Here is a 25272-nt window from a genome sequence, read left to right on the forward strand (position 1 = left end):
GGTTAGCGCAGCGCGATGGAAATGTCGTGGCGCGCACCCTTGCGTAAAACCGTAAGTTGAATGGAATCCATTGAAGGTAACTGCCGCATCAGAGCAATCATTGCTCGTGGATCAGTGAAATCCTGCTGATTTAGCGCAATGGCGATATCGCCTTCCTTGAAACCGCTGGCATCGAACAGAGAACGATCTGCCCCCGGCTTCACTGCATAACCGACAATCCCCTCCTTACGCACAGGCGTAAGCTGGATATAGTTAAAAATTTTCTGCGGATCTTTCGCCAGTGCCTGACGCACAGCAGTCGGGATCTCAACTGGCGCACTGGCAGCAGGCTCAGCAACAGCTTGCTTTGCTTCGTCACTGATGGCTTTTTTGTTGGTCACGGCTACGGTGGAACGCTCCTCTTCTGCCAGGCTCAGGCGCTCTATTTTTCCCTGATAGCGCAGCATCACATGGTCGCGATTGATTTCCTCAATCACTGCGTTGTGCGAGCCAAGCGTTTCACCCTGCAAATAGACCTGCTGTTTACCGCCTTCTTCAATAACCGCGCCGGGTCTGGCACCAAAGGCGATCCCGCGCAGCACCACATTAAGACGTGTTTCTGCCACAGGCACAGGTTCAGGTTGTTTTACCGGTGCGGCGACGGGCTGATATTTGCCAAACCAGTTTTGCTGGCTGATTAATTGCACGTCATTTTTATCGAACGTTTTTGCATCTGCACGGGGCGGTTTATTCGCCGATGGGGAAACCGCCGTATATTCCGCAGAAAAGGAGAAATAGCGCCAGAGTGAATGCGCCACTTTTGCAGAAATAATAAGCAGCATCAGCCAGAACATCGCGCGTACAATTTTTCGCAGATGCTCTTTGTCTGTATTAAGAGATTGTCTCTGGTTAAGAGTGTGACGAATTTTTGTCAGCCATTGAATGAGATAAATTCGTGCGTCACGAAAAACAACCCGCGCCAATTTATATCTACCCGACGTTATGCTTTGACTATTCCACAGGTGGTACGATCCAGTTTCCGCTGATACTGGTTACCTGTACGTGTATCATTAATCATTATGCTGTAATTAATTCCCTCGGTTATCATTAATTTCACCGTCGGGTCAGCGCACATTTGTCGTTGATAGCTGGTTAAAAAGGCATCAGGCGTCTGCGTGGTCTGAGCACCCGCTTCGCTGATAATGGTCATTTTTACCGTCGTGCCGCTACTTTGCGCCAGCACTAAGGTATATCCCGCAGATTTAATCGGCAGGTTTTGGCTGATATTTTGCGCCTGTTTTTTCGCCAGTAAACTGGCATTTTCATTATGGCTGGCACAGCCACTTAATAATCCTGTAACGCTCAACAATAGCGATATTAATACCCTCCCTGGCATTTGTTTTATCGACATGGTAAATAATCTCTAAGGTTATTAATAAGAGTTAAAATGTCACTTTGATAATGACGTTGTTATCATTAAAACAATGCCTGTAGATAAAGTGTTGCTATACCGCCCAGACTTAAACACGGTCCAAAAGGCAGTGTGGTTGATCCTCTTTTTGTAATAACGGCATATATCAGGCCGCAGCATGAGGCGATTAAAGCAACGTTGGGCAGTGATAACGCCCCCACCCAGCCACCTAAAGCGGCGAAGAGTAATACATCGCCCATGCCTAATGCTTCTTTACGCAGAACTATTCCGGCTATCCAGCGCAGGGAGTAAAAAGTGATAAATCCCACCAGTACGCCGGTAACTGCGTCTTGTAGCGTTAACGGACTCTGTTGCGCCCATGCCGCAATCAGCCCGGTCCACAATACGCCCTGAGTAAAAACATCGGGCAGCCATTGGTTATCGAGGTCAATGACGCTCGCGGCAATCAGCCAAGCGGATAATATCATCACCGCCAGCCCCCATCCACTTTCTGGCCAGACCAGACTCGCCAGCAAAAAAGCGAGTGCCGTCAATAACTCCACCAGCGGATAACGCTTGCTGATTTTCGCCTGACAATCACGGCAGCGCCCTTTGAGCATCAGCCAGGAGAGCAGCGGAATATTGTCACGTATCCGGATGGTCTGCTGACAATGTGGGCAGTGCGAACGCGGTAGCGCAAGGCTTATTTTTGACTGCGCACTCGGCATTTCACCGTGAAACTCCGCCATTTGTTGGCGCAGCATGATGGGGTAACGCCAAATCACCACATTCAAAAAACTGCCGATAATCAATCCTCCGACGGTAGCCAGGACGGGCATCGCCGCGGGGTATTGCTGAAAAACATCAAAAAACATGGTTAAAGGTTATTTGTTGTAACTTGCCGGATGCGGGCCTGCAGGTGTATGCCATACGGCTTTCCTCCAGGCCCGATGCGCCTTATTTCATGCCGGATGCGGCGCGAGCGCCTTTTCCGGCATACAGGCTTACTCAGCTGACATCTTATGCTCGGTAACCTGATTAATGGTTTCCGGCCCTTGCTGCGGTTTCGGCAGATTAAGCGCCGCCAGCGTCTCGTAAGCCGACTGGCTCACACCGCCCTCGAAGTTCATCTCGCTCGCTCCCGGCAACTGGTAAGCATTCGCGCCCGGATTCCATTTCTTAAAGAACTCCGAAAGATCCGTCTGGGCGACCCAGGATGCACACAGCATCAGCGTGTCGGCAGCGTTACCGTTGGATTCGGCACAGTAATTTCTTTCGCCAAACTTGGTTTTGCCAACCTCATCGCCGCGTGCTTTACGATGCATCAACTGGAACAGGTTCCAGCCTTTCATCCCTTCACGCTCGCTGTAGAACGCTGGCAGATTGCCATCTGGATACCACGTCTTGATATCAAAGTTTTTCTCTGCCCACTCTTTCAGCTGTGCGTACATCAGCAGACGGTCACCCGCACCGCCGCGCGCCCATGCCTGACCGTTGCTCTCCTCCAGATATTCCGGCGCGACGGTAATGTCGTCAGCGACACGGTTCATCTTGCCGAGATAGCGATCCTGCATGTACAGCGCCAGCACGTTGTTCGCTACTTCAGTTGCGCCAGGAACAGTCAGCGGCGTTTCGGCGGCGTTGTGACCAACTTCGTGCCAGATCAGCCAGTCGTTCAGCGGCGTCGTCGGCAGCGTGGTGCTGTTCGTCGAGAAGCTGCTGTTCATTACCGGATAACCAGAGTGCGCATCACCGATGGAGATCTGCACATCGTTGGTGAAACGATGCTTGTGCCCCGTCAAGTTTTTATAGGTAAACATCCGGTGCTTACCGTCTTCATCATTACGACCGTAGAAGTCATTCATCGAGCTGGCAAAGGTATCCAGATCTTTAGCGAATTCTGCTACACCACCAGTGAAATTGCTGGCCTCAAGGTTCTTCTTCGGCGTGGTATAAACGAAAGCGTCTGATTCCAGCTCGCCCAGCGGCGCAGGGGAGTTCAGAGCGTTTTTCCATTCGCCGTCTTTATAGAACGGCGCTTTTACCACACCAGTAAAGGTGAATTCGGCTGACTCATTCTTTGGGCTGTTGCCCTTGATATAAATCAGACCACCGTAAGGCACCTTGAAGGTCACCTTATCATTGGCTTTCAGATCATAGGTTTTCGTCACTTTTGGCGGACGGTTCAGCGCGACTTCATGCTTCTCGCGTCCGGTCAGATCGTCGGCCAGCGCCACGGTGACAGTCACAGGAACTGATGCAGAAGACTCAATGGTGACCTCTTTCTGAGCCGGAGCCCATAGGCCAGTAGACTGCATGTTACCCGCAAACCATTTGGTCGGATTCGAGTACAGGCTGATGGTTTCAGTAACCTTCTCACCTTCTGCCGATACCGCTCCCGGATACTTCTCGACATCAACTTTGATGTTCAGATCCCACCAGGAACGACCCAGCATCAGGCGCGTCAGCGGTTTTTCCATATAGTTGAGCGGATAGCTGGGGTTCATCATGCCCGCTTTATTAACGCTCTTCTCGCCGTAGATCATGTTGTTATCGACCAGCGATTTTTTCAGCTCATCAGAACACTGCGTGCCGCCAGTATAGGCATCGTTGGCGTAGCAGTTCAGGAACTCGGTGAACGTTTTAAAGCCCAGCTCGTCTTCCTTGCTGCTGTCATAGCTGTATTCAATTTCATTCCACAGCCAGACCGACATGTTCTGGTACAGACGTTCCAGATCGACGCTGCTCAGACGCTCACCTTTGCGACCATTGGTCCGGAAGTAGAGCTCATGCTGATACAGACGCTGAATGTTGGTGCCTAAATCCGCCGCCTGCACCATCGCTTTTGCAGTGTCGGCGCTGAGATTCAGTTGCGTATAGCGCGGAACATACATGCCACCAGTAACCGGAACGTTCGTGCCAGGACGGTATTCCAGGCAGTTGATTTCGTAGTGATATGTCGAGTCCTTACACTCCTCTAATCCCTTGAATTTTTCCAGAATTTTCTTCTTCGCAGCATCCAGAGATTCAGTCGTTTTGTGGTCGGCTTCATCGATAAAGGCGAATTGAGTTACCTGTTTACCATCAACCTCTTCTTGCCAGCTGGCTACTTCCAGTTTCGGTTTCTTATCAGGCTTGTTATCAATCTGATATTTCCAGGTAACTTTTCCTGTTTTGGAATCAATGGTGTACGGCAGCTCACCCTCCACAACCGGATAACGTTCATAAACCCAAATGCCAGTCGCTCGACGCTGGCGCACGCGGTCTGGATAACCCTGCGGATCGTTATTCACCACCGACTTGTTCAGTGCCATTGACAGGCCTGCGGCATCCAGCAGACGCACAAAGCCAGACGCGCTCTCTTCCTTAAGATTGCTCATCACGTTTTCCATGATCAGCACCGAGCCACCTTTGTTCATATAGGCGATCAAATCGGTCACATCCTGCTGGGTCAGCTTCGGTTTGCTGGTATCTGCACGCAGAGGCACTGCATAGGGATCGCCCCCCACCTGAGTCACATACTCAAAGCCGTTAAGGATCAGCAGCGGCATTTTCTGCGGATCGAGATCGCCATAGCTACTTAAATGCTCAACGGAGATACCCGCAAAATCCGGATGGAAGCCGAACTCAGCACTGTTTCCTGTAACCTGACCATGACGTTTGAAATAGACAGTATCCAGGTTGGTGCCTACGGTCATGCTGGCTTTCGCGTCCGGCGTCCATTTATCGTTGGACAGATAGCGCAACACGTTCTGCATAAAGTGCTTCATATCATTAGAATCACTGTTACGCGTACACTGACCGTTTTTATCAACACCGCCTTCCCAGCTGTAACCGTTCGGACAGCGCAGAATGCTGTTGTAGTGCGGGTTACCGATAACCATCAGCTTACCTTTGCCGACTTGCCCCAGCGAGATAAACGGCAGGTTGAAGGTGGCAGTTTCGCGAGTCACGTTTTCCGGGCGCACAATGGAAGGCGCTTCCGTAATGTACGCCAGCTCATTTTTATCCCAGGCGCGTTTTTCGCCGAAGGCCAGCCAGTAGTTTTTATCATTACGCGCCATCAGAATCGGGAATGCCGCGTTGGAGATATTCACCACCGCCTGACCGCGCGCATTACCGGTGCTGCCATAGAAGTTGGTAGAGTCATGGAATACATGGAACTTGCTGACAGATTTGTAACTTGTATCCACACCCCACAGCTTGTTAATAACGCCCTGAATCTGGCCGTCATTAACATTGCGCGTCGTCAGCGAGAACCAGCGAGCCTCGTTACAACCGTCGGTTTTCGCACAAATCGCGGTATCGATCTCTTTGGCTTGACCCGTCTTAAACTGCTCAATAAATTCGTTTGGCAGATTAACAACTTGCTCACCTTCATCCAGCGTCGCACCGTTGGATAACGAGAGATTGATAATCTCGTTGATCACGTTGGGATATTCGGCAAAGACCTTGCGTACATCGTCCGGAACAACACGGGTATTATTTTGCCCGGTCGTCGAATAGCGATGAATAAGCTGATCAATATTCGCCCCGCGAACTTCATCACCCAGTTCAGTCAGCGCAATGGTCGACTTATTGCCGCGCACTGAACCCAGTTCAAAGGTATCGATACCAAAGGAGATGGTTTCGCCCCAGCTAAAGGAAAATTCACCATTTTCCCCTGTCACGCCACGGCCTGAATTGGTGTAGTAGTTGACGCCAGCAACACCATATCCCTGGCTATCTACCAGTCGGCCTTCGGAGAGAATGATTTCCGTAGGTTGATACTGATAAAACTGTTCCGCGTTAGCCGACACGAAGGAGGCGTTCAGATCCGGTTTTGTTCCCGGCGTGGTGACAGGCACGACCGGTGAAGTATGAGTGGATGGCGCTTTATCGGTCGCGGCATTGTTTTCCACCTCTTCATTGACCAGCTTTTTGAACTCTTCCGGTGCCAGATCGATTTGCTTATACAGCGAGTCGAAACGTTTACTCTCGATCACAGAGGAGAACGTCAGGCAAACCTGTTCTGTATCCGCCGGACAGCTGTTACTGGACGTTACCAGCGAAACCGCATTGCTTTTCTTATTGTCGGAAGCCGCCAGTTCTTGCGCGTCCTCAAGACTAAACGACACTTTTTCAACCGCACGCAGGCTACGCGCAGCTTCTGACTGAGTGTTGAAGGTGGCAATTGTCGTGTTACCCGCCACGCAAGTAACGTCCTCACCAGGTGTAAATGTAAAGCCATCGCTGGATTCACCATTACAGGTAGCACCAGTTACCCGCTGGCTTCCGCCCAGGGTCAGATAACCCGTTTTCGTAGGAACAGGTTCTGGCTCCGGTTCTGGTGTTGGCTCAGGATCAGGTATCGGTTCCGGCGTAGGTTCTGGGTCCGGCGTTGGCTCAGGCGTCGGCTCCGGGTTTGGTGTTGGATCAGGTTTCACTTCCGGCAAAGACCCTGTTCCAGAATCTACAGGCGGCGTATCGGAGGAAGATCCGGAACCACCGCCATCACAACCGGCTAACAGGGTTGCGCTCAAAATAGCCGCTAAAAGCGATTTCTTATATTTAAATTTCTTATTCATTAATAACGCAAGTGACAAAACAATGTTAAAAAATTCGTAACTGGGAGAAATAGTTTTATGCTTTATCTTCTCTAATAACTTCCTCCATTCTTAAAAAACTGCATTATTGATAACGAAACAGGTGAAATTTATAAGAATATCCCCTATTCGATGTCAGACGGGGTATTTATAAAAAGATTCAACAAACAAAAAAGTAACAATTATTCACAATGTAACTATCCCAAGTTGTTGATAGTTTTAACGATTGCGATTGCAAAAGCAACAGATAGCACGGTGTTTGCTCATCAAGCGAACATAATTAGTACAAACTTGTTTTGCGTGATAAAAAAATAGATATTCTCACGTTCTTAATTATTTAGCAGGTTATCTGAACGCAAAACATTATTGCTGCATGGATAATAAAGAGGGAAATAATTTTCAATTAATAAGACAGAATAATGTAAATGTAGCCGGATGATATTAACGATCATCCGGCATTATTGACTTACGAAACTAACATCCCGGTAAACACATACGCCTGCAACAGCGTGATAATGCCGATAACGCTGGCAAAAATCAGACTGTGCTTCACGGTGTAGCGGAACAGTTCAGATTCTCGGCCCACCATGCCCGTCGCGGCGCAGGCCACGGCGATAGATTGCGGGGAGATCATCTTGCCAGTTACGCCGCCGCTGGTATTTGCTGCCACCAGCAGGGTGTCGGAGACGTTGATTTGCTGCGCCGTGGTCGATTGCAGTGAACCAAACAGGGCGTTAGAGGAAGTGTCCGAGCCGGTAAGGAATACCCCCAGCCAGCCGAGGAATGGCGAAAAGAACGGGAACATCACGCCTGTACCTGCCAGTACCAGCGCCAGCGTGGTGGACATACCGGAATAGTTGGTGACGAAGGCGAACGCCAGCACCATGCCAATCGACAGTATCGGCCACTTCAGGCTAATTAGCGTTTCGGCAAAGACGCCAATACCTTTCTTGATCCCCACGCCGAGGATGAAGATAGAGATAATCGCTGCAATAAAAATAGCGGTGCCGCCAGCAGAGAGAGGGTCGAATTTAAATACCGCATCCATTGGCGTTGGCTGGGCGACAATGGGTGCCGCTTTCAACACTTGTTGATGCAAATGAGGGATCTGGAAATTAATCACCAGCGAATAAAACGCGCCGCCCGGAGCAAATAACGCTTTAAATGGCTTCATCGTCCAGATGGTGACCAGCACCGTTAAGATTAAAAACGGTGACCACGCACGAATGATTTGCCCCAGACTATATTCTGAAGGCACGGGACCGCCAGAAGATGGTTTATTCACCACCATCGCACCTGCGGATTGTCCCATGCTGATTGCCGTTTCGGTATTTTTCGGCCGCCAGACTTTAAGGAATAAAGCGAGTGAGACGATACTCACCAGCGCCGAAGTAATATCCGGCAGTTCCGGACCAATATAGTTAGAGGTAAAGAACTGCGTGACAGCGAAGCTTCCCCCAGCAACCAGCGCCGCTGGCCACGTCTCTTTCACCCCTTTCCAGCCGTCCATCATTGCTACCAGCCAGAACGGCACAAGAACCGACAGGAACGGTAACTGACGTCCCGCCATTGCGCCAATGTGGAACGGATCGATTCCCGTTACCTGACCGGCGACCAGAATCGGCACGCCCAACGCACCAAACGCCACCGGCGCAGTATTGGCAATCAGACACAGCCCCGCCGCGTATAACGGTTTGAAGCCCAGGCCCACCAGCAGCGCACCGGTAATCGCCACCGGCGCACCAAAGCCAGCCGCCCCTTCCAGCAGCGCGCCAAAGGAGAAACCAATCAGTAACACCTGCAAACGCTGATCGTCAGTGATGGAGATAACCGAGCTGCGGATAATATCGAACTGACCGCTGGCAACGGTTAATTTATAGAGGAACACCGCCGCAACAATAATCCACGCAATAGGCCATAATCCATAAATAAAGCCATAGCCCGCAGCAGCAAATGCCATATCAATCGGCATTTTAAAGGCGAATATTGCAATCAGGATAGATAATATAAGGGTTATTGCTCCGGCGACATGTCCTTTCAGACGTAATACCGCGAGTGCAACGAAGAAGAATATTATCGGGATCAGGGCGACCAGAGCGGATAGCCCCAGTCCTCCCATCGGCATATACATTTGGGTCCAGGTAACCATATTGTTCAGTCTCTTATTATCTTTATATGCTTGATATACTTAAGGTTGTAATAAGCAAAAGAGGACTGAACTGTAAAATATAGGCGTTATACTTTACAGCAACAGTACGCTGCTAACGCAATTGCTACCTCTGGCATAACAAGTATATCGGGTAAGTGTTTCTGTTCCGCACACGCAGGCGCAGAATATCGTTAAGATGTCCATATTGTTGTTTTAGGCCCGCTAGTAATGCGCTACGGGTATTTAATATTGTTAAACCCTGATAATCGCTCCGGTTATTTCCGGGATAAATGTACTACCGCAGTTACTATCATAGCCCCGACAATAAAACTTGCCGGGGCTTTTTTGACGCTATTAATGACTTTCTTTTTCGCGTAAACGCCAGGCGTGTAATAACGGTTCGGTATAGCCGTTTGGCTGTTTCACGCCGAGGAAGATTAAATCGCTGGCAGCTTTAAAAGCACACGAGTTAGCGAAATTCCCCGCCATCGGACGATAAGCCGGATCGCCAGCGTTTTGCTGATCAACCACTTTCGCCATATTCTCCAGCGACGCCTGCACCTGTTCTTTGGTCAGAATACCGTGACGTAACCAGTTGGCGATATGCTGGCTGGAGATACGCAGCGTTGCGCGGTCTTCCATCAGCGCCACGTTGTGAATATCCGGCACTTTTGAACAACCAATCCCCTGCTCCACCCAACGCACCACGTACCCCAGAATCCCCTGCACGTTGTTATCCAGCTCTTGTTGGATCTCTTCCACCGACCAGTTAGCGTTTTCAGCCACCGGAATAGTCAGCAGATCGTCCAGCAACGGTTCAAATTCAGCATTGAACTCGCTCTGGGCAATGTTGGCCTGCACGCTCTGTACGTTGGTTTGGTGGTAGTGCAGCGCATGGAGCGTAGCAGCGGTTGGTGACGGAACCCAGGCTGTGTTTGCCCCGGCACGCAGTTGGTCGCCCTTCTGGCTGTACATGTCTGCCATCAGGTCCGGCATTGCCCACATGCCTTTACCAATTTGCGCTTTACCGCGCAGCCCACAGAACAGACCGGAAAGCACGTTATTACGCTCGTAGGCTTTGATCCACGGCGTCGATTTCATCTGGTTTTTACGCAGCATCGGGCCAGCTTCCATCACCGAATGCATTTCATCGCCGGTACGGTCGAGGAAACCGGTATTGATGAACGCCACGCGGTTGCGCGCCTGAGCGATACAGCTACGCAAGTTCAGCGAGGTCCGACGTTCTTCATCCATAATGCCCATTTTCAGGGTATTCGGTGCCATACCGAGCATTGTCTCAATGCGGGTAAACAGTTTGTTGGCGAACGCCACTTCCTGCGGACCGTGCATTTTCGGTTTCACAATATAGACGCTGCCAGTGCGCGAGTTTTTCTGCACTTTTAAATCATAGAGGGCAATCGCGCTAGTCATGACGCCATCAAGAATGCCTTCCGGGATTTCATTGCCTTCGCTGTCCCAAATCACAGGAATGGTCATCAAATGCCCCACGTTGCGGATAAACAGCAACGAGCGTCCGTGCAGAGAAATTTCAGAGCCATCGGCGGCGGTGTACTGACGATCGTCATTCAGTTTACGCACGATTTGCCGACCGTTTTTCTCCATTTTCTCTTGCAGAGTCCCCTGCATCAGGCCCAGCAGGTTGCGGTACAGCAGGATTTTATCTTCCGCATCAACCGCCGCGACCGAATCTTCGCAGTCGAGAATGGTACTGATGGCCGCTTCGACGATAACATCGTTGATATGCGCCGGATCGTCTTTGCCAATCCGCCCGTTGGCATCGATTTGCAGCTCAATATGCAGGCCGTTATTTTTCAGCAAAATGCAGGACGGCGCAGCGGCATTGCCACGGTAACCGATAAACTGCGCCGGGGTGCGTAACGTGGTTTCTTTACCATTTTTCAACTGGATGCGTAATTGTTTATCAACCACCTTAAACGCCACCACATCCTGATAGCTGCCGTTTTCCAGCGGTAGAGATTCATCGAGGAAACGCCGAACCCAGGCGATAACCTGCTCACCGCGCTGCGGATCGTAGCCGCTGACCATCGCCCCTTCCTGCGGGATGATGTCGCTGCCGTATAACGCATCGTACAGTGAGCCCCAGCGCGCGTTCGCCGCGTTCAGCGCGTAGCGGGCATTCATTGCCGGAACCACCAGCTGTGGCCCCGCCTGGCTGGTGATTTCGCTGTCAATGCCCGTGGTTTCCACCGTCACGCGCTCCGGTTGCGGCACCAGGTAGCCCAGTTCACACAGGAAAGATTTATAGGCCGCTTTATCTTTTACCGGCCCCGGATTGCTGCGATGCCACTCATCAAGCGCTGCCTGAATGCGATCGCGTTCTGCCAGCAACTGACGATTTTCTGGTGCCAGATCGTGAACAATCTCATCAACATTGCGCCAGAACGCGGCAGCATCCAGTTCTACGCCCGGCAAAACTTCTTCATCCACAAAACGTTTAAAGTCGGCGTCAATGCGTAAAAGGCCTTGGGTTATGGTTTCACTCATTATTTATCTCCTCGTTTTCGCTTATTTCGCCAACACCGCTGCTGCCGCTTTCGCGACCTGCGCATCCTGTGCTCCGGTTAAACCAGAAACGCCCACGGCACCAATAATTTGCCCATCCACAACAACCGGTACGCCGCCTTCCAGCGACGTCAGTAACGGCGCAGTCACGAACGCGGTACGTCCGTTGTTCACCATCTCTTCATAGCCCTTAGTTTCACGACGTCCCAGCGCGGCGGTACGCGCTTTCTCCTGGGAGATGTAAGCCGCAATTGGCGCGCAATCATCCATGCGACTTAACGCCAGCAGATGACCGCCGTCATCGGCAACAGCAATGGAAACAGACCAGTTATTTTTCTGCGCCTCTTCCTGACCTGCGGCAATAATTGCACTCGCCATTTGCTGGCTAAGAATGACTTTAGTTTTCATTTTGTTATTCCTTATCAAGGGCTTGTTCTACAATTTCAATCCAGTGACGCACAGAGGTACGACCGGCGCTCGCCAGATGCGTCTGGCAACCAATGTTGGCGGTGACGATCATTTCCGGTTTGCCGCTTTCCAGCGCATTCATTTTGTTATCCCGCAGCTGGCGTGCCAGATCGGGATGCGTTAACGCATATGTTCCCGCTGAACCGCAGCACAGATGGCTGTCGGGAACGTCCGTTAAGGTAAATCCAAGACGAAGTAACACTTTTTCCACTTCGCCGTTCAGCTTTTGCGCATGTTGCAGGGTACACGGGCAGTGGAAGGCCAGTTTTTTATCGCCGCGAATTGCCAGTTTTTCCAGCGGTTCCTTGCGCAGAAGTTCGACTAAATCGACCGCCAGTTCACTGACCTGACGCGCTTTATCGGCATACAACGCATCGTTTTTCAGCATCTGCCCATACTCTTTAACGAACGCGCCGCAACCGCTGGCGGTTTGCAAAATTGCCTCGGCACCTGCTTCAATCGCGGGCCACCAGGCATCAATATTATTGCGCGCCCGCGCTAACCCTTTCTCTTGCGCATTAAGATGATAGTCCACCGCGCCACAACAGCCTGCTTCGTTAGCTGGCATGACGCTGATCCCCAGACGATCCAGCACTCGCGCAGTTGCCGCGTTGGTGTTGGGCGAAAGCGTAGGCTGGGCGCAGCCTTCCAGCATTAAAACCCGACGCTTATGGCGCAGCGGTGGACGCGGTTTAGCTTTCACGGTTTCAGCAGGCAGTTTTGCTCTGACCTGTTCCGGTAAAAACGGTCGCAGCACCAGCCCTACCTGCGTCAGCGCACGGAAGACCGCCGGACGCGGCACTACCTGGCGCAATCCTTCGCGCAGCATTCGCTCCGGCAGTGGGCGTTTCACTTTCTGCTCGACAATATCACGCCCGATATCCAGCAAATTGTGATAGCGCACACCAGAAGGACAGGTCGTTTCACAATTGCGGCAAGTGAGACAGCGATCGAGATGCTCCTGTGTTTTAAGCGTGACTTCGTTACCTTCCAGCACCTGTTTAATCAGATAGATGCGCCCGCGCGGCCCGTCCAGTTCATCGCCCAGGAGCTGATAGGTTGGGCAGGTTGCGGTACAAAATCCGCAGTGAACACAGGCACGCAGGATGCTGTCGGCTTCCAGCGCCCGCGCGTTCTGCCGCATATCTTCGGTTAATCGGGTTTGCATAGCCTGCTCCTCAAAGTTCCGCGTACATGCGACCGGGGTTAAACACGCCGCAAGGGTCGAGCTGCTGTTTAAGCTGCTGGTGATAGCGGAATAAAGGAGCCGGTAGCGGGGCAAAACCACCATCTCCGGCACTAAAGCGGGTCGCATGACCGCCAGCGTTGCGGGCGATGCGATGGATTTGATTGTCCTCGGCTGTCGATTTCAGCCAGCGTAACGCCCCGCCCCAGTCGATCAGTTGCTCGCCGGGTAAATCCATCATCGGCGCATCGCAGGGTAAGGAAATGCGCCATAAGGTACCTGGTAACGAGAAGAACGGCAGTTGTTGTTCACGCAATTTCTGCCAGAACTGACCCGCAACCTCTTCGCCACCCAGCAGTTCACGCGCTGCTTTTACCGATCCTTCGCCGCCCTCAAGGCGGATCCACAACGCATTGTCGAAGTAACATAAGCCACTAATGGGTAATGGCTGGAGTTGCCACTGGGCGATTTCATTCATGGCTTCTTGCAGGCTGATTTCCCGACGCAGACTCAGGGTGGCGCGTGGTCGCGGTAACACTTTCATCGAGATTTCAGTGAGCACACCCAGACAACCGTAGCTTCCGGCCATTAACCGTGAGAGATCGTATCCGGCAACGTTTTTCATCACTTCGCCACCAAAACGCAGATGTTTTCCAGTGCCGGTAATGATGCGCGTGCCGAGGACAAAATCGCGGACCGAACCGCTCCACGGGCGACGCGGCCCCGCCAGCCCGCAGGCGATCATCCCGCCCCAGGTAGCTTCTTCACCATAATGTGGTGGCTCGCAGGGGAGCATTTGCCCGGCGCTCTCCAGCGCCGCTTCAATCGCCACCAGCGGCGTTCCGGCACGAGCGGTTATCACCAGCTCGGTCGGGTCGTAATTAACAATGCCGCGATGACAACGCACATCCAGCGTTTGCCCGGTGACAGGACGACCTAAAAAGGCTTTGCTATTGCTGCCCTGAATCACCAGCGGCGTTTTATCGCTAATCGCCTGATTCACCTGCTCCAGCAGCGCCTGGCTGTAATCACACTCGCGTAGCATCAGAAACGCTCCAGTTCAGGGAAAGGTAAATGACCGTGATGCACATGCATGGCACCAAATTCAGCACAGCGGTGTAGCGTGGGAATGTTTTTCCCAGGGTTCAACAAACCATCGGGATCAAACGCCGCCTTGACCGCATGGAAGGTCGTGATTTCATCGCTGTTGAACTGGGCGCACATTTGATTGATTTTTTCGCGCCCGATGCCATGTTCCCCACTGATGCTGCCGCCAACTTCAACGCAGAGTTCGAGGATCTTCCCGCCCAGCTCTTCCGCGCGGGCAAATTCACCGGTTTCGTTGGCATCGAAAAGGATTAACGGGTGCATGTTGCCGTCTCCGGCATGAAAGACGTTGGCAACGCGTAAATCATATTGCTGCGATAAACGGGCAATGCCTTCCAGTACGCCAGGCAGGGCGCGGCGCGGGATGGTGCCATCCATGCAGTAGTAATCCGGGGAGATTCGTCCTACCGCAGGGAACGCATTTTTGCGACCGGCCCAGAAACGTACGCGCTCTGCTTCGTCCTGTGCCAGACGGACGTCAGTCGCGCCCGCTTTCAACAAGATGTCGTTAACCCGCTCGCAGTCTTCCTGTACGTCAGACTCCACGCCGTCCAGCTCGCATAACAAAATCGCTTCGGCGTCGACGGGATAACCGGCATGAATAAAATCTTCCGCTGCGCGGATCGACAGGTTATCCATCATCTCCAGCCCGCCGGGGATAATGCCATTGGCGATGATGTCACCAACCGCAAGTCCGGCTTTTTCTACCGAGTCAAAGCTGGCTAACAGAACCCGCGCCACGGGCGGCTTCGGCAACAGCTTCACCGTTACTTCGGTGGTCACGCCGAGCATACCTTCCGATCCGGTGAACAGCGCCAGCAGGTCAAAACCAGGCGAATCCAGCGCGTCCGATCCCAGCGTCAGCGCCTCGCCGTCCAGCGTTTGCACTTCAATTTTCAGCAGGTTATGTACGGTCAGACCATATTTCAGGCAGTGGACGCCACCGGCATTTTCCGCCACATTGCCGCCAATTGAACAGGCGATTTGTGAGGAAGGATCCGGCGCGTAATAGAGATTATGCGGCGCAACGGCCTGGGAGATCGCCAGGTTACGCACGCCCGGCTGCGCGCGCGCGCGGCGACCAACGGGGTTAATGTCGAGGATCTCTTTAAAGCGCGCCATCACCAACAACACACCTTTTTCCAGCGGCAGCGCGCCACCAGAAAGCCCGGTGCCTGCACCACGGGTCACCACCGGTACACGCAGGCGGTGACAAACAGCCAGAATCGCTGTCACCTGTTCCATTTGCTTAGGCAGAACAACCAGTAATGGACGCGTGCGATACGCGCTCAACCCGTCACACTCGTAAGGAATGATCTCCTCATCGGTATGCAGGATCTCCAGTCCAGGGACATGCTCACGCAGTGCCATCAGTACCGATGTGCGGTCGACATCGGGTAAAGCGCCATCAAGACGCTCTTCGTACAAGATGCTCATGAGTAGGCTTCGCTTTGTTGTGTTGTGTGGCAGCTGATTTTTGCGCGCTGCTTCTGTGAACAGTTATTAAGCGGGCTTTTCGTTTTCGTCTATCTCTTTAGCTACCGGTCAGACCATTTTTTTTCCAGCTCTGTGACCTTGTCTTGGTTAATTTAATGTTAAATTGATGTAACATAATCACTTACGTGATGTGCGTGTTTTGCGAGTCAAGAACAGAAAAATTGGTCCTACCTGTGCACGAGGTCCGGGAATGAAAGATGAACGTCGCCCTATTTGCGAAGTGGTTGCAGAGAGTATCGAACGGTTAATTATCGACGGCGTACTGAAGGTCGGTCAGCCGCTTCCCTCGGAACGTCGACTGTGTGAAAAGCTCGGCTTCTCACGCTCCGCACTGCGTGAAGGGCTGACCGTGCTGCGCGGGCGCGGGATTATTGAAACGGCGCAGGGTCGCGATTCTCGTGTCGCACGGCTTAATCGGGTGCAGGACACCAGCCCGCTAATTCATCTGTTCAGCACGCAGCCGCGAACGCTGTATGATCTGCTCGACGTTCGCGCATTGCTGGAGGGCGAATCGGCAAGGCTGGCGGCAACGCTGGGAACGCAGGCTGATTTTGTTGTGATAACCCGCTGTTATGAAAAAATGCTCGCCGCCAGTGAGAACAACAAAGAGATTTCGCTGATCGAACATGCGCAGTTGGATCACGCTTTCCATCTCGCCATTTGTCAGGCTTCTCACAATCAGGTGTTGGTGTTTACACTGCAATCATTGACCGACCTGATGTTTAATTCAGTGTTTGCCAGCGTAAATAATCTCTACCATCGACCACAGCAAAAAAAGCAGATCGATCGCCAGCATGCGCGGATCTACAACGCGGTGTTGCAGCGGCTGCCGCACGTCGCCCAGCGCGCAGCACGCGATCATGTGCGGACCGTGAAAAAGAATCTCCACGATATCGAGCTGGAAGGCCACCATTTGATTCGCTCGGCGGTGCCGCTGGAGATGAACCAGAGTTAGCTGGTATTAAATCTGCTTTTCATACAATCGGTAACGCTTGTACGGCTCCGCCCCAATGCGTTCCAGCATGTTATTCATGCCTGTATTGGTTTCGAGGATCCATGACATTTCCAGCGCATCGATCTTCCGGCGGGCAAACGGATCGCGTAAGGCTTCAATCAATAACAGCGCAATCACCGGGCCGATGCGGCTAAACTGATACTCGTCCCGCACGCCCATCAGCGGTACTCGCGCAGTTCGCACACCGCTGACTTTTAAACGCCACAGCAATTTTGCCCAGCCGAAGGGAAAGAGCGATCCGTTCAGATCGGCAATCGCCTCGTTGATGTTTGGCAAGCCGACAATAAACGCGCAGGGTGCAGAATCAATCTCAGCGATGTAGATCATATCGTCCGGCACCAGATATTTAAGTTGATCGCCCATGGTCGCGAATTCATGTTCGGTAAACGGCACAAATCCCCAGTTTTGCTGCCAGCCAGAGTTGAAAATCTCACGCAGGATCTGCATCTCTTCGGCAAACCGCTGGCGATTGATGCAGCGAATGGTCACCTTCTTACGCACCTGATCCATCAGTTTTTTTAGCGCCGGAGAGAAAGTGAGATCGGTTCGCTGCATCCACCACGCCAGTAAATCAATGCCTTTGTGATAACCCAATTGTTCAATATGCGCGGCATACCACGGTTTACCGTGCGGCATCATCGCACAGGGTGGTGTATCGAAACCTTCAATCAGTAATCCGCTTTCCTGATTGATATTCAGGCTGAAAGGCCCGCTGATCTTACTTGCTCCTTGTGACTTCAACCACGCTTCCGCTGCGCCAAACAACGCGGCAAAAACCTGCGGATCATCAATGGCGTCAATCATGCCGAAATGACCGGTATCTTCACCGTAACGCTCGCGGTGCAAGGTATCTATTTGCGCGGTAATACGCCCAACTATCTGCCCCGCTTTTTTTGCCACCCACGCCTGCCAGATGATATGGTCCGTCCCCGGATTTTTCGCAGACAAATGCTCGTTGCGTTCAATGAATAAAGGGGGTATCCAGTTTGGATCGTCGGGATAAAGTGATGACGGAAAAGCGATAAATGCCTTAAGGTCATTTTTATTAATTACTTTTTCAATTTTAATCATCAGCAGATCGCATTCCATAGTTCTGTGGGTAACAAATAATTAACGGTGACAAACAGGTTGCAACAGCAACGAACGGCACCTTAATAATCAACCCAATGAATACAAACAAAGAATAAATAGTATTTATTAATAATTAAGATAAGATCAGAGACTACACAGAAGCACCTCAATGCCTTTTGTCGATTTAAGGCGACCGGACAAGGCTTCTTCTTAATATATTCATAAATTAAATATCATTCACAATAAAAACAAAAAAACTCAAACTCATTATTTAAATCAATGTTCATTTTCACACTGATGAAAATACTATCTCATTTATCTTTTATGCCTATATAATCCACCGCATTATTGTCATTTTATTTTTGATATCCAATTTTTTCGTGGTGTATATGTCTAATAAAATCTTTACGCATTCCCTACCTATGCGCTATGCCGATTTTCCAACGCTGGTTGATGCTTTGGACTACGCCGCTCTGAGTAGCGCCGGAATGAATTTTTATGACAGACGTTGCCAACTTGAAGATCAACTGGAATATCAGACGTTAAAAGCGCGTGCCGAAGCTGGTGCGAAGCGGTTGTTATCGCTGAACCTGAAAAAAGGCGATCGCGTGGCGCTGATTGCCGAAACGAGTAGCGGGTTTGTAGAGGCTTTTTTTTCCTGCCAGTATGCCGGCTTAGTCGCCGTCCCGTTGGCGATTCCAATGGGCGTCGGTCAGCGGGATTCCTGGAGCGCCAAACTGCAGGGTTTACTGGCAAGTTGCCAGCCCGCAGCCATTATCACTGGTGATGAGTGGTTACCGCTGGTCAATGCCGCGACGCATAACAACAACCCCGAATTACATGTTTTAAGCCACGCCTGGTTTAAGGCATTACCGGAAGCCGATGTTGCGCTCCAGCGTCCAGTTCCGAACGATATCGCCTACCTCCAGTACACCTCCGGCAGCACCCGTTTTCCCCGTGGCGTCATTATCACCCATCGCGAAGTGATGGCTAATCTACGTGCTATAAGCCACGATGGCATTAAATTACGCCCTGGCGACCGCTGCGTCTCCTGGCTGCCTTTCTACCATGATATGGGACTGGTCGGCTTTCTCCTGACCCCCGTCGCCACGCAGCTTTCAGTAGATTATTTGCGCACTCAGGATTTTGCCATGCGTCCTCTGCAATGGCTTAAATTGATCAGTAAAAATCGCGGCACCGTTTCCGTTGCGCCGCCGTTTGGCTATGAATTGTGCCAGCGCCGCGTGAATGAAAAAGATCTCGCTGAACTGGATCTTTCCTGCTGGCGCGTCGCTGGTATTGGCGCAGAACCCATCTCCGCAGAACAACTCCATCAATTCGCTGAATGTTTCCGTCAGGTCAACTTTGACGATAAAACTTTCATGCCGTGCTACGGACTGGCAGAAAATGCGCTGGCTGTCAGCTTCTCTGATGAAGCTTCCGGGGTTGTGGTTAACGAAGTGGATCGCGACATCCTTGAATATCAGGGCAAAGCCGTCGCGCCGGATGCTGAAACACGCGCCGTATCGACTTTCGTCAACTGCGGTAAAGCGTTGCCGGAACATGGCATTGAAATCCGCAATGAAGCAGGTATACCTGTCGCGGAACGTGTGGTAGGCCATATTTGCATCTCCGGCCCTAGCCTGATGAGCGGTTACTTTGGCGACCAGATTTCACAAGACGAGATTGCCGCGACGGGCTGGTTAGACACCGGCGACCTCGGTTATCTGCTGGACGGTTATCTGTATGTCACCGGACGCATTAAAGATCTGATTATTATTCGTGGCCGTAATATCTGGCCGCAGGATATTGAATACATTGCGGAACAGGAACCGGAAATTCATTCTGGCGATGCGATTGCTTTTGTTACCGCCCAGGAAAAAATCATTTTGCAGATCCAGTGTCGGATCAGCGATGAAGAACGTCGCGGGCAGCTTATCCACGCGCTGGCAGCACGGATCCAAAGCGAATTTGGCGTGACCGCGGCTATCGATCTGTTGCCGCCCCACAGTATTCCCCGAACGTCCTCCGGCAAGCCTGCCCGTGCGGAAGCGAAAAAACGTTATCAGAAGGCTTATGCTGCAAGCCTTCATGTGCAGGAATCCCTGGCATGAATCAAACTGTCGCGGTGACGGGCGCTACCGGGTTTATCGGTAAATATATTATCGATAACCTGCTCGCCCGCGGCTTTCACGTTCGCGCATTGACGCGTACTGCCCGCGCTCACGTCAATGATAATCTCATCTGGGTGCGCGGTTCGCTGGAAGATACTCATTCACTTAGCGAACTGGTTGCCGGAGCCAGCGCGGTGGTCCATTGCGCCGGGCAAGTGCGCGGGCACAAAGAAGAGATTTTTACCCGCTGTAACGTTGACGGCAGCCTGCGACTGATGCAAGCGGCAAAAGAGAGCGGCTTTTGCCAACGTTTTCTGTTTATCTCTTCGCTGGCGGCGTGCCATCCCGAACTCTCCTGGTACGCAAATTCCAAACACGTCGCCGAACAACGGCTGACTGCAATGGCTGATGAAATTACGCTGGGCGTTTTTCGCCCGACAGCCGTGTATGGTCCCGGCGATAAAGAGTTAAAACCGCTGTTTGACTGGATGCTGCGCGGCCTGCTGCCACGACTTGGCACGCCAGAGACACAGCTCTCTTTTCTTCACGTCACCGATTTCGCGCAAGCCGTGGGGCAGTGGTTAAGCGCCGAAACTGTACAGACGCAAACCTATGAATTATGCGATGGCGTCGCCGGCGGCTATGACTGGCAACGCGTAAGACAGCTTGCCGCCGACGCCCGTTGCGGTTCCGTTCGAATGGTTGGTATTCCTCTGTCGGTACTCACCTGCCTTGCGGATATCAGTACCGCGTTGAGTCGCCTGGCAGGTAAAGAACCTATGCTGACCCGCTCGAAAATCCGTGAATTAACCCACGCCGACTGGTCGGCAAATAATAACCGTATTTCTGAAGATATTAATTGGTTTCCCGGGATTAGCCTGGAACACGCATTACGCAACGGGCTATTTTGATTGTCTTGTTTAAAGGTGTGTTAACGTTTCTATGGTAAATCGTGAAATAGTAATGGATTACATCCTTTCCTGTTTACAGGATTTGGTCGAAAACGGTGTGGAAATTAAGCCCGACAGCGATCTCGTCAACGATCTTGGCCTGGAGTCGATCAAAGTGATGGATCTCTTAATGATGCTGGAAGACAGATTCGATATTTCCATTCCTATTAATATTCTGCTGGATGTCAAAACCCCTGCGCAATTAATGGAAACACTACTTCCATGGCTGGAGAATAAATAATGGGGCTATACGATAAATTTGCGCGCCTTGCTGGCGAGCGACTGCAATTTAGTGACAACGGGTTAACACCGTTTGGCACCTGTATTGATGAAGTGTATTCCGCCACCGAAGGTCGGATCGGCAATAAAAAAGTGATTCTGGCCGGGACCAATAATTATCTCGGTTTAACCTTTAATCATGATGCCATCGCCGAAGGTCAGGCAGCATTAGCGGCCCAAGGCACCGGCACCACCGGTTCTCGTATGGCAAACGGCAGTTATGCGCCGCATCTGGCGTTAGAGAAAGAGATCGCCGAGTTTTTTAATCGCCCTACCGCTATCGTTTTTTCAACCGGTTATACCGCTAATTTAGGCGTCATCAGCGCACTTGCCGACCATAACGCCGTGGTGTTACTGGATGCCGACAGCCACGCCAGTATTTATGACGCCTGTTCTCTCGGTGGCGCGGAAATTATTCGTTTCCGCCATAACGATGCTAAAGATCTGGAACGGCGCATGGTTCGCCTCGGTGAACGGGCGAAAGAGGCGATTATCATCGTTGAGGGCATCTACAGCATGCTCGGTGACGTTGCGCCGCTGGCGGAAATTGTTGATATCAAACGTCGTCTCGGTGGTTATTTGATTGTCGATGAAGCGCATTCGTTTGGCGTGTTAGGTGCAACGGGGCGTGGACTGGCTGAAGCTGTCGGCGTTGAAGATGATGTGGATATTATCGTTGGTACCTTCAGTAAAAGTCTGGCCTCGATTGGCGGTTTTGCTGTCGGTTCGGAAGCGATGGAAGTGCTGCGCTACGGCAGCCGCCCGTATATTTTTACCGCCTCTCCTTCTCCGTCCTGCATTGCGACCGTGCGCTCGTCGTTAAGAACCATTGCCTCACAACCAGAGCTGCGGCAAAAGCTGATGGATAACGCCAACCATCTGTATGACGGTCTGCAAAAACTGGGTTATGAGTTAAGTTCACATATTAGCCCGGTAGTGCCAGTAATAATCGGTTCGAAAGAGGAAGGTTTACGCATCTGGCGCGAGCTTATTTCGCTGGGCGTTTATGTGAATCTTATCCTGCCACCTGCCGCGCCTGCAGGCATCACGCTGCTGCGCTGTAGCGTAAACGCTGCCCACAGTCGTGAGCAAATCGATGCCATCATTCAGGCATTTGCTACTCTGAAGCAGTAATGTGAGCCCGCTGTGGTGCTGCGCCACGGCGGGTTTAATGTTGACTGTCATACCAATACACCAGGCTCAACGCCACCAGCACAAACACTATCGGTAAACCGAGCGCGGTAACAGGTGAGCTCAACGCAAATAGCAATCCCAGATTGACCATGATTTGATAGCTGATCCAGGTAAGTAAGCCCACGATGACGCCTACAGCGAGACGGCTACCCATCCCAGGCGAACGCGGGGCACTAAAGGTAAACGGCACAGCCAGCAAAATCATCGCCAGGGTCAGGATGGGTTGCCCCAGTTTTTCCCACAGTGCAAGGCGGTATTCGCTGCTGGGTTGCCCGGTTTCCTGCAAATAATGGATGTAATGATTAAGCTGACGGACAGAAAAAGTATTGCCCGGCATTGATAACTCTTCAAGATTCATACTGGTGAAGGCCGATTGCCAGGCAAGATTATCTAATGTTTCCAGCGTTTCTTTGCCATTCAGCCATTTTTTATGATTCACACCATGCAGGATCCACGTTTTGTCGTCTTCAATGGTGGCACTGCGTGCATAAATGTAGGATTCGAGCGAGAGATCGTCGCGGTAATGAAATATCTCCACGCCCACCGGCTGGCCCTGCTCGTTCAGCGATTTCACCGTCACAAATTCATTACCACGCCTGGCCCACAGCATATTGCCGGTAATGTCATCGTCCTCCCCCAACGCAGTGGCAGTCGATTTGATTTGCAGCGCCTGTTGCTGCAATGGCGACGCCACCCACTCATCTATCGCGCCTAACGAAACAGTCCACAATATCCCGGCAACCAGCGCCACCAGTGCAATACGGAAGATAGAAAACCCCGTGCTGCGAATGGCGGTAAGCTCACTGTTTTTCGATAGTTGCCCCAGGCCGACAATCCCTCCCAATAAGGCGATAAACGGCGAAAGTTCGACCAGTGTGCGCGGTAAGGTCATCAGCACCACCAGCACCGCCTGAGTCCAGCGATAACCGCCCGGGCTGACATCATCCAGTTCGTTAATCAGGTTGAAGGTGGTAAAAAGCGGCAGCAATAGCCCTGCGGCGGCGGCAAAACCGAGAAAGAGATGACGGATTAAATAGCGGCTGAAAACATTCATCGGGAAAATTTCTGCAGCAAAGAGAAGTCGCGTGCGACCAGCATCAGCAGGCCCATTAGCATGAGTCCGGGTACTAACCACAAACCAGGAATGAGGGGAATCGCGCCGTTAGCCACCAGCGTACGGCAGACGTCGCCGCCATAAAAAATGGCAACAAACAGCAACGTCAGTGGCAATAACGTTGAAAATCGCCCTTGCCGCGGTTTTACCCGACTTAATGAAATGGCCAGCAGCGCCATCAACAACGCTGTCAGGCCACGGCTTTGTCGCCATTGCAGTTCGGCATGATCGGCAGGAAAGGCGGAGCGCGCCAGCTCCGTGACCGATTTTGCTTTGCGTTTGACGTTAGGGCTTTGATCCAGCGGATTCAGATGTAATTGCAGATTACGGTAGATCTGTTCGTTGTCGTCACGCCCCTGATGATCGAGAAGATAGGCGGTCCCGTTATGCAACATAACGGTCGGTTTCTCAGGTGATGGGTCAACCACATCAACCGAACGGGCGCGGAAAATGCGGGTTCGATTGGCAGTAGAAGTATAAATCAGCGCGTCAGTCAGGCGATTATTATCCTGATCAACCGTCTGCGAAAGGATCATTCGTCCGTTATCGTTAGTGTTAAATTTCTTTGCCCGCAACTGGCGAACATCCAGCTCCGACTGTGACTGTTGCTCCAGTTGATAAATCTGCGCATAAGCCCACGGACGACCATACATCGACAGAAGGGTGACAAAAATACTTAGCGGTATCGCCAGATAAAGAACGGCTTTGTACAAGCGTCCCGGACTGCCCCCCGCCGCAGAAATAGCGGTAATTTCCGAATCGGTATACATCTGCCCTAGCGTCACGCCAACTGACACATACAGTCCAACAGGTAACAACATCTCCAGTGCAATCAGCACTTTGTAGAAAACGATATCCAGCACAACATCAAGAGCTAATGTCCCATTTGCCGCTTCGGTCAGATAACGCTGTGCGGAGTAGCTGGCGAAAATAAAGATCAGAAAACCGACGATAATCAACACCAGACGGCGCGTACCACGCATGATGTAGTGTTCAACCAGCTTCATCTCGCTAACGCCCTCAATCCTTTGAATTTTTTATTCATTGATCAGTTTCTGCGCCAGCGCAATGACATGATCTACCTCTTCCGGCGTCAGGCTGCCGTCCTTTGCCCACTGAATTTGCCCGTATTTATTCAGCACCAGAATGGTTGAACTCTGCTCCTGCAAGTGCCAGGCAACACGTCCCTGTCCATTGCCGTCAATAACGAATTGCGCCCATGGATAGCGGCGTTTATTTTTTTCGATTTTGCCAACGACAAAATAGCCGGTACCAAAGATGGCATCATCGGTGTTCACAATGGTGGTGGGCTGAAAACGATCCTGCGGAAAGTTTGCCGCTTCAATCGCTTTAATTAACAGTGAGTTCTTTTTCTTCGCCGACTTACGCCCGGCGATATACTGAATAATGCGGACTTTTCCCGCCAACTGTGTGCTGTTCCACTTTTGGTAGTGAATTTCGTCGTCGCTATTCAGAAGCAGCTCGCCGCCTTCCTGGATATAAACAGGGGTAACTGTTTTACCAGTGACGAAATTGTGCGCCTGCACACCCGGGGCTAAGAGCATGATAATCAGCGCAATAATCAAACGAGATGACATCATTGCTCCGG

At 51.6% G+C, this 25272-nt stretch carries 19 protein-coding genes; 5 read left to right on the forward strand and 14 right to left on the reverse strand.

Annotated features, from left to right (window positions below; translation table 11 throughout):
- Positions 1 to 2: 2 nt before the first annotated feature.
- From gspC to glcD, 10 genes are all read right to left on the reverse strand, one after another.
- The gene (gene gspC, locus ACJHYR_RS04350) at positions 3 to 962 is read right to left on the reverse strand and encodes a type II secretion system protein GspC (RefSeq protein WP_001366858.1); all 960 of its coding nucleotides are present in this window, start codon (positions 960 to 962) and stop codon (positions 3 to 5) included.
- A gap of 17 nt (positions 963 to 979) precedes the next feature.
- Positions 980 to 1390 (reverse strand): type II secretion system pilot lipoprotein GspS-beta, encoded by a 411-nt coding sequence (gene gspS2 / locus ACJHYR_RS04355; RefSeq protein ID WP_001305972.1) that lies wholly within the window; start codon positions 1388 to 1390, stop codon positions 980 to 982.
- Positions 1391 to 1455: 65 nt separating this feature from the next.
- Positions 1456 to 2265, reverse strand: a complete 810-nt coding sequence (gene pppA / locus ACJHYR_RS04360) for a prepilin peptidase PppA (RefSeq protein ID WP_000464638.1) — start codon at positions 2263 to 2265, stop codon at positions 1456 to 1458.
- Between the two features lie 129 nt (positions 2266 to 2394).
- Positions 2395 to 6957, reverse strand: coding sequence for a lipoprotein metalloprotease SslE (sslE, locus tag ACJHYR_RS04365; RefSeq protein ID WP_001034472.1), 4563 nt, complete (start codon positions 6955 to 6957; stop codon positions 2395 to 2397).
- A 484-nt stretch (positions 6958 to 7441) separates the two neighbouring features.
- A complete protein-coding gene (gene glcA, locus ACJHYR_RS04370; protein ID WP_000259302.1) occupies positions 7442 to 9124 on the reverse strand; it encodes a glycolate permease GlcA in 1683 nt (560 codons plus the stop codon).
- A gap of 354 nt (positions 9125 to 9478) precedes the next feature.
- On the reverse strand, positions 9479 to 11650 hold the full coding sequence (gene glcB, locus ACJHYR_RS04375) for a malate synthase G (protein ID WP_000005017.1): 2172 nt from the start codon (positions 11648 to 11650) through the stop codon (positions 9479 to 9481).
- 21 nt (positions 11651 to 11671) lie between these two features.
- The gene (locus ACJHYR_RS04380) at positions 11672 to 12076 is read right to left on the reverse strand and encodes a GlcG family protein (RefSeq protein ID WP_000853256.1); all 405 of its coding nucleotides are present in this window, start codon (positions 12074 to 12076) and stop codon (positions 11672 to 11674) included.
- 4 nt (positions 12077 to 12080) lie between these two features.
- Positions 12081 to 13304, reverse strand: a complete 1224-nt coding sequence (glcF, locus tag ACJHYR_RS04385) for a glycolate oxidase subunit GlcF (RefSeq protein ID WP_001194805.1) — start codon at positions 13302 to 13304, stop codon at positions 12081 to 12083.
- A 10-nt stretch (positions 13305 to 13314) separates the two neighbouring features.
- A complete protein-coding gene (gene glcE / locus ACJHYR_RS04390) occupies positions 13315 to 14367 on the reverse strand; it encodes a glycolate oxidase subunit GlcE (RefSeq protein ID WP_000943050.1) in 1053 nt (350 codons plus the stop codon).
- On the reverse strand, positions 14367 to 15866 hold the full coding sequence (gene glcD, locus ACJHYR_RS04395) for a glycolate oxidase subunit GlcD (protein WP_000026105.1): 1500 nt from the start codon (positions 15864 to 15866) through the stop codon (positions 14367 to 14369). Before glcD ends, glcE begins: the two co-directional genes overlap by 1 nt.
- Positions 15867 to 16116: 250 nt before the next feature.
- Between glcD and glcC the strand changes: the two genes are divergently transcribed.
- A complete protein-coding gene (gene glcC / locus ACJHYR_RS04400) occupies positions 16117 to 16881 on the forward strand; it encodes a transcriptional regulator GlcC (protein WP_001308066.1) in 765 nt (254 codons plus the stop codon).
- Between the two features lie 6 nt (positions 16882 to 16887).
- Here glcC and yghO read toward each other — a convergent pair whose 3' ends face one another.
- Positions 16888 to 18030: a protein YghO gene (yghO, locus tag ACJHYR_RS04405; protein ID WP_001305975.1), complete on the reverse strand. Its 1143-nt coding sequence runs from the start codon at positions 18028 to 18030 to the stop codon at positions 16888 to 16890.
- A gap of 371 nt (positions 18031 to 18401) precedes the next feature.
- Here yghO and ACJHYR_RS04410 point away from each other — a divergent pair, with 371 nt between their 5' ends.
- The 4 genes from ACJHYR_RS04410 to spt are packed head-to-tail and all read left to right on the forward strand — an operon-like array spanning position 18402 to position 22489.
- Positions 18402 to 20126 carry a fatty acyl-AMP ligase gene (locus ACJHYR_RS04410; protein WP_001544942.1) on the forward strand — a complete coding sequence of 575 codons (1725 nt, stop codon included), beginning with the start codon at positions 18402 to 18404 and terminating at the stop codon, positions 20124 to 20126.
- Positions 20123 to 21037 (forward strand): NAD-dependent epimerase/dehydratase family protein, encoded by a 915-nt coding sequence (locus ACJHYR_RS04415; RefSeq protein ID WP_072837499.1) that lies wholly within the window; start codon positions 20123 to 20125, stop codon positions 21035 to 21037. Before ACJHYR_RS04410 ends, ACJHYR_RS04415 begins: the two co-directional genes overlap by 4 nt.
- A gap of 31 nt (positions 21038 to 21068) precedes the next feature.
- Complete coding sequence (locus ACJHYR_RS04420; protein ID WP_000248097.1) at positions 21069 to 21317, forward strand: acyl carrier protein; 249 nt, start codon at positions 21069 to 21071, stop codon at positions 21315 to 21317.
- Positions 21317 to 22489 (forward strand): serine palmitoyltransferase, encoded by a 1173-nt coding sequence (gene spt, locus ACJHYR_RS04425; RefSeq protein WP_000524929.1) that lies wholly within the window; start codon positions 21317 to 21319, stop codon positions 22487 to 22489. Before ACJHYR_RS04420 ends, spt begins: the two co-directional genes overlap by 1 nt.
- 34 nt (positions 22490 to 22523) lie before the next feature.
- On the opposite strand, the gene lptG is transcribed toward spt, so the two are convergent.
- From lptG to ACJHYR_RS04440, 3 genes are read right to left on the reverse strand one after another with little or no spacing between them, the layout of a single operon-like run.
- A complete protein-coding gene (gene lptG / locus ACJHYR_RS04430; RefSeq protein ID WP_059327708.1) occupies positions 22524 to 23603 on the reverse strand; it encodes an LPS export ABC transporter permease LptG in 1080 nt (359 codons plus the stop codon).
- Positions 23600 to 24670 carry an LPS export ABC transporter permease LptF gene (gene lptF, locus ACJHYR_RS04435; protein WP_000779645.1) on the reverse strand — a complete coding sequence of 357 codons (1071 nt, stop codon included), beginning with the start codon at positions 24668 to 24670 and terminating at the stop codon, positions 23600 to 23602. The genes lptG and lptF overlap by 4 nt, the downstream gene beginning before the upstream one ends.
- A 30-nt stretch (positions 24671 to 24700) precedes the next feature.
- The gene (locus ACJHYR_RS04440; protein ID WP_072837498.1) at positions 24701 to 25261 is read right to left on the reverse strand and encodes a YtfJ family protein; all 561 of its coding nucleotides are present in this window, start codon (positions 25259 to 25261) and stop codon (positions 24701 to 24703) included.
- Positions 25262 to 25272: the final 11 nt, after the last annotated feature.

It is taken from the genome of Escherichia sp. WS1450 (assembly GCF_046487395.1).
Taxonomy (GTDB): Bacteria; Pseudomonadota; Gammaproteobacteria; order Enterobacterales; family Enterobacteriaceae; genus Escherichia; species Escherichia coli.

Coding starts and splice junctions, on each gene's coding strand:
- glcE (WP_000943050.1), bottom strand. CDS start 14,367: ATGCTACGCGAGTGTGATTACAGCCAGGCGCTGCTGGAGCAGGTGAAT.
- ACJHYR_RS04440 (WP_072837498.1), bottom strand. CDS start 25,261: ATGTCATCTCGTTTGATTATTGCGCTGATTATCATGCTCTTAGCCCCG.
- pppA (WP_000464638.1), bottom strand. CDS start 2,265: ATGTTTTTTGATGTTTTTCAGCAATACCCCGCGGCGATGCCCGTCCTG.
- lptG (WP_059327708.1), bottom strand. CDS start 23,603: ATGAATGTTTTCAGCCGCTATTTAATCCGTCATCTCTTTCTCGGTTTT.
- ACJHYR_RS04410 (WP_001544942.1), top strand. CDS start 18,402: ATGTCTAATAAAATCTTTACGCATTCCCTACCTATGCGCTATGCCGAT.
- glcC (WP_001308066.1), top strand. CDS start 16,117: ATGAAAGATGAACGTCGCCCTATTTGCGAAGTGGTTGCAGAGAGTATC.
- ACJHYR_RS04420 (WP_000248097.1), top strand. CDS start 21,069: ATGGTAAATCGTGAAATAGTAATGGATTACATCCTTTCCTGTTTACAG.
- lptF (WP_000779645.1), bottom strand. CDS start 24,670: ATGAAGCTGGTTGAACACTACATCATGCGTGGTACGCGCCGTCTGGTG.
- glcD (WP_000026105.1), bottom strand. CDS start 15,866: ATGAGCATCTTGTACGAAGAGCGTCTTGATGGCGCTTTACCCGATGTC.
- glcF (WP_001194805.1), bottom strand. CDS start 13,304: ATGCAAACCCGATTAACCGAAGATATGCGGCAGAACGCGCGGGCGCTG.
- sslE (WP_001034472.1), bottom strand. CDS start 6,957: ATGAATAAGAAATTTAAATATAAGAAATCGCTTTTAGCGGCTATTTTG.
- gspS2 (WP_001305972.1), bottom strand. CDS start 1,390: ATGTCGATAAAACAAATGCCAGGGAGGGTATTAATATCGCTATTGTTG.
- spt (WP_000524929.1), top strand. CDS start 21,317: ATGGGGCTATACGATAAATTTGCGCGCCTTGCTGGCGAGCGACTGCAA.
- ACJHYR_RS04380 (WP_000853256.1), bottom strand. CDS start 12,076: ATGAAAACTAAAGTCATTCTTAGCCAGCAAATGGCGAGTGCAATTATT.
- glcA (WP_000259302.1), bottom strand. CDS start 9,124: ATGGTTACCTGGACCCAAATGTATATGCCGATGGGAGGACTGGGGCTA.
- yghO (WP_001305975.1), bottom strand. CDS start 18,030: ATGGAATGCGATCTGCTGATGATTAAAATTGAAAAAGTAATTAATAAA.
- glcB (WP_000005017.1), bottom strand. CDS start 11,650: ATGAGTGAAACCATAACCCAAGGCCTTTTACGCATTGACGCCGACTTT.
- ACJHYR_RS04415 (WP_072837499.1), top strand. CDS start 20,123: ATGAATCAAACTGTCGCGGTGACGGGCGCTACCGGGTTTATCGGTAAA.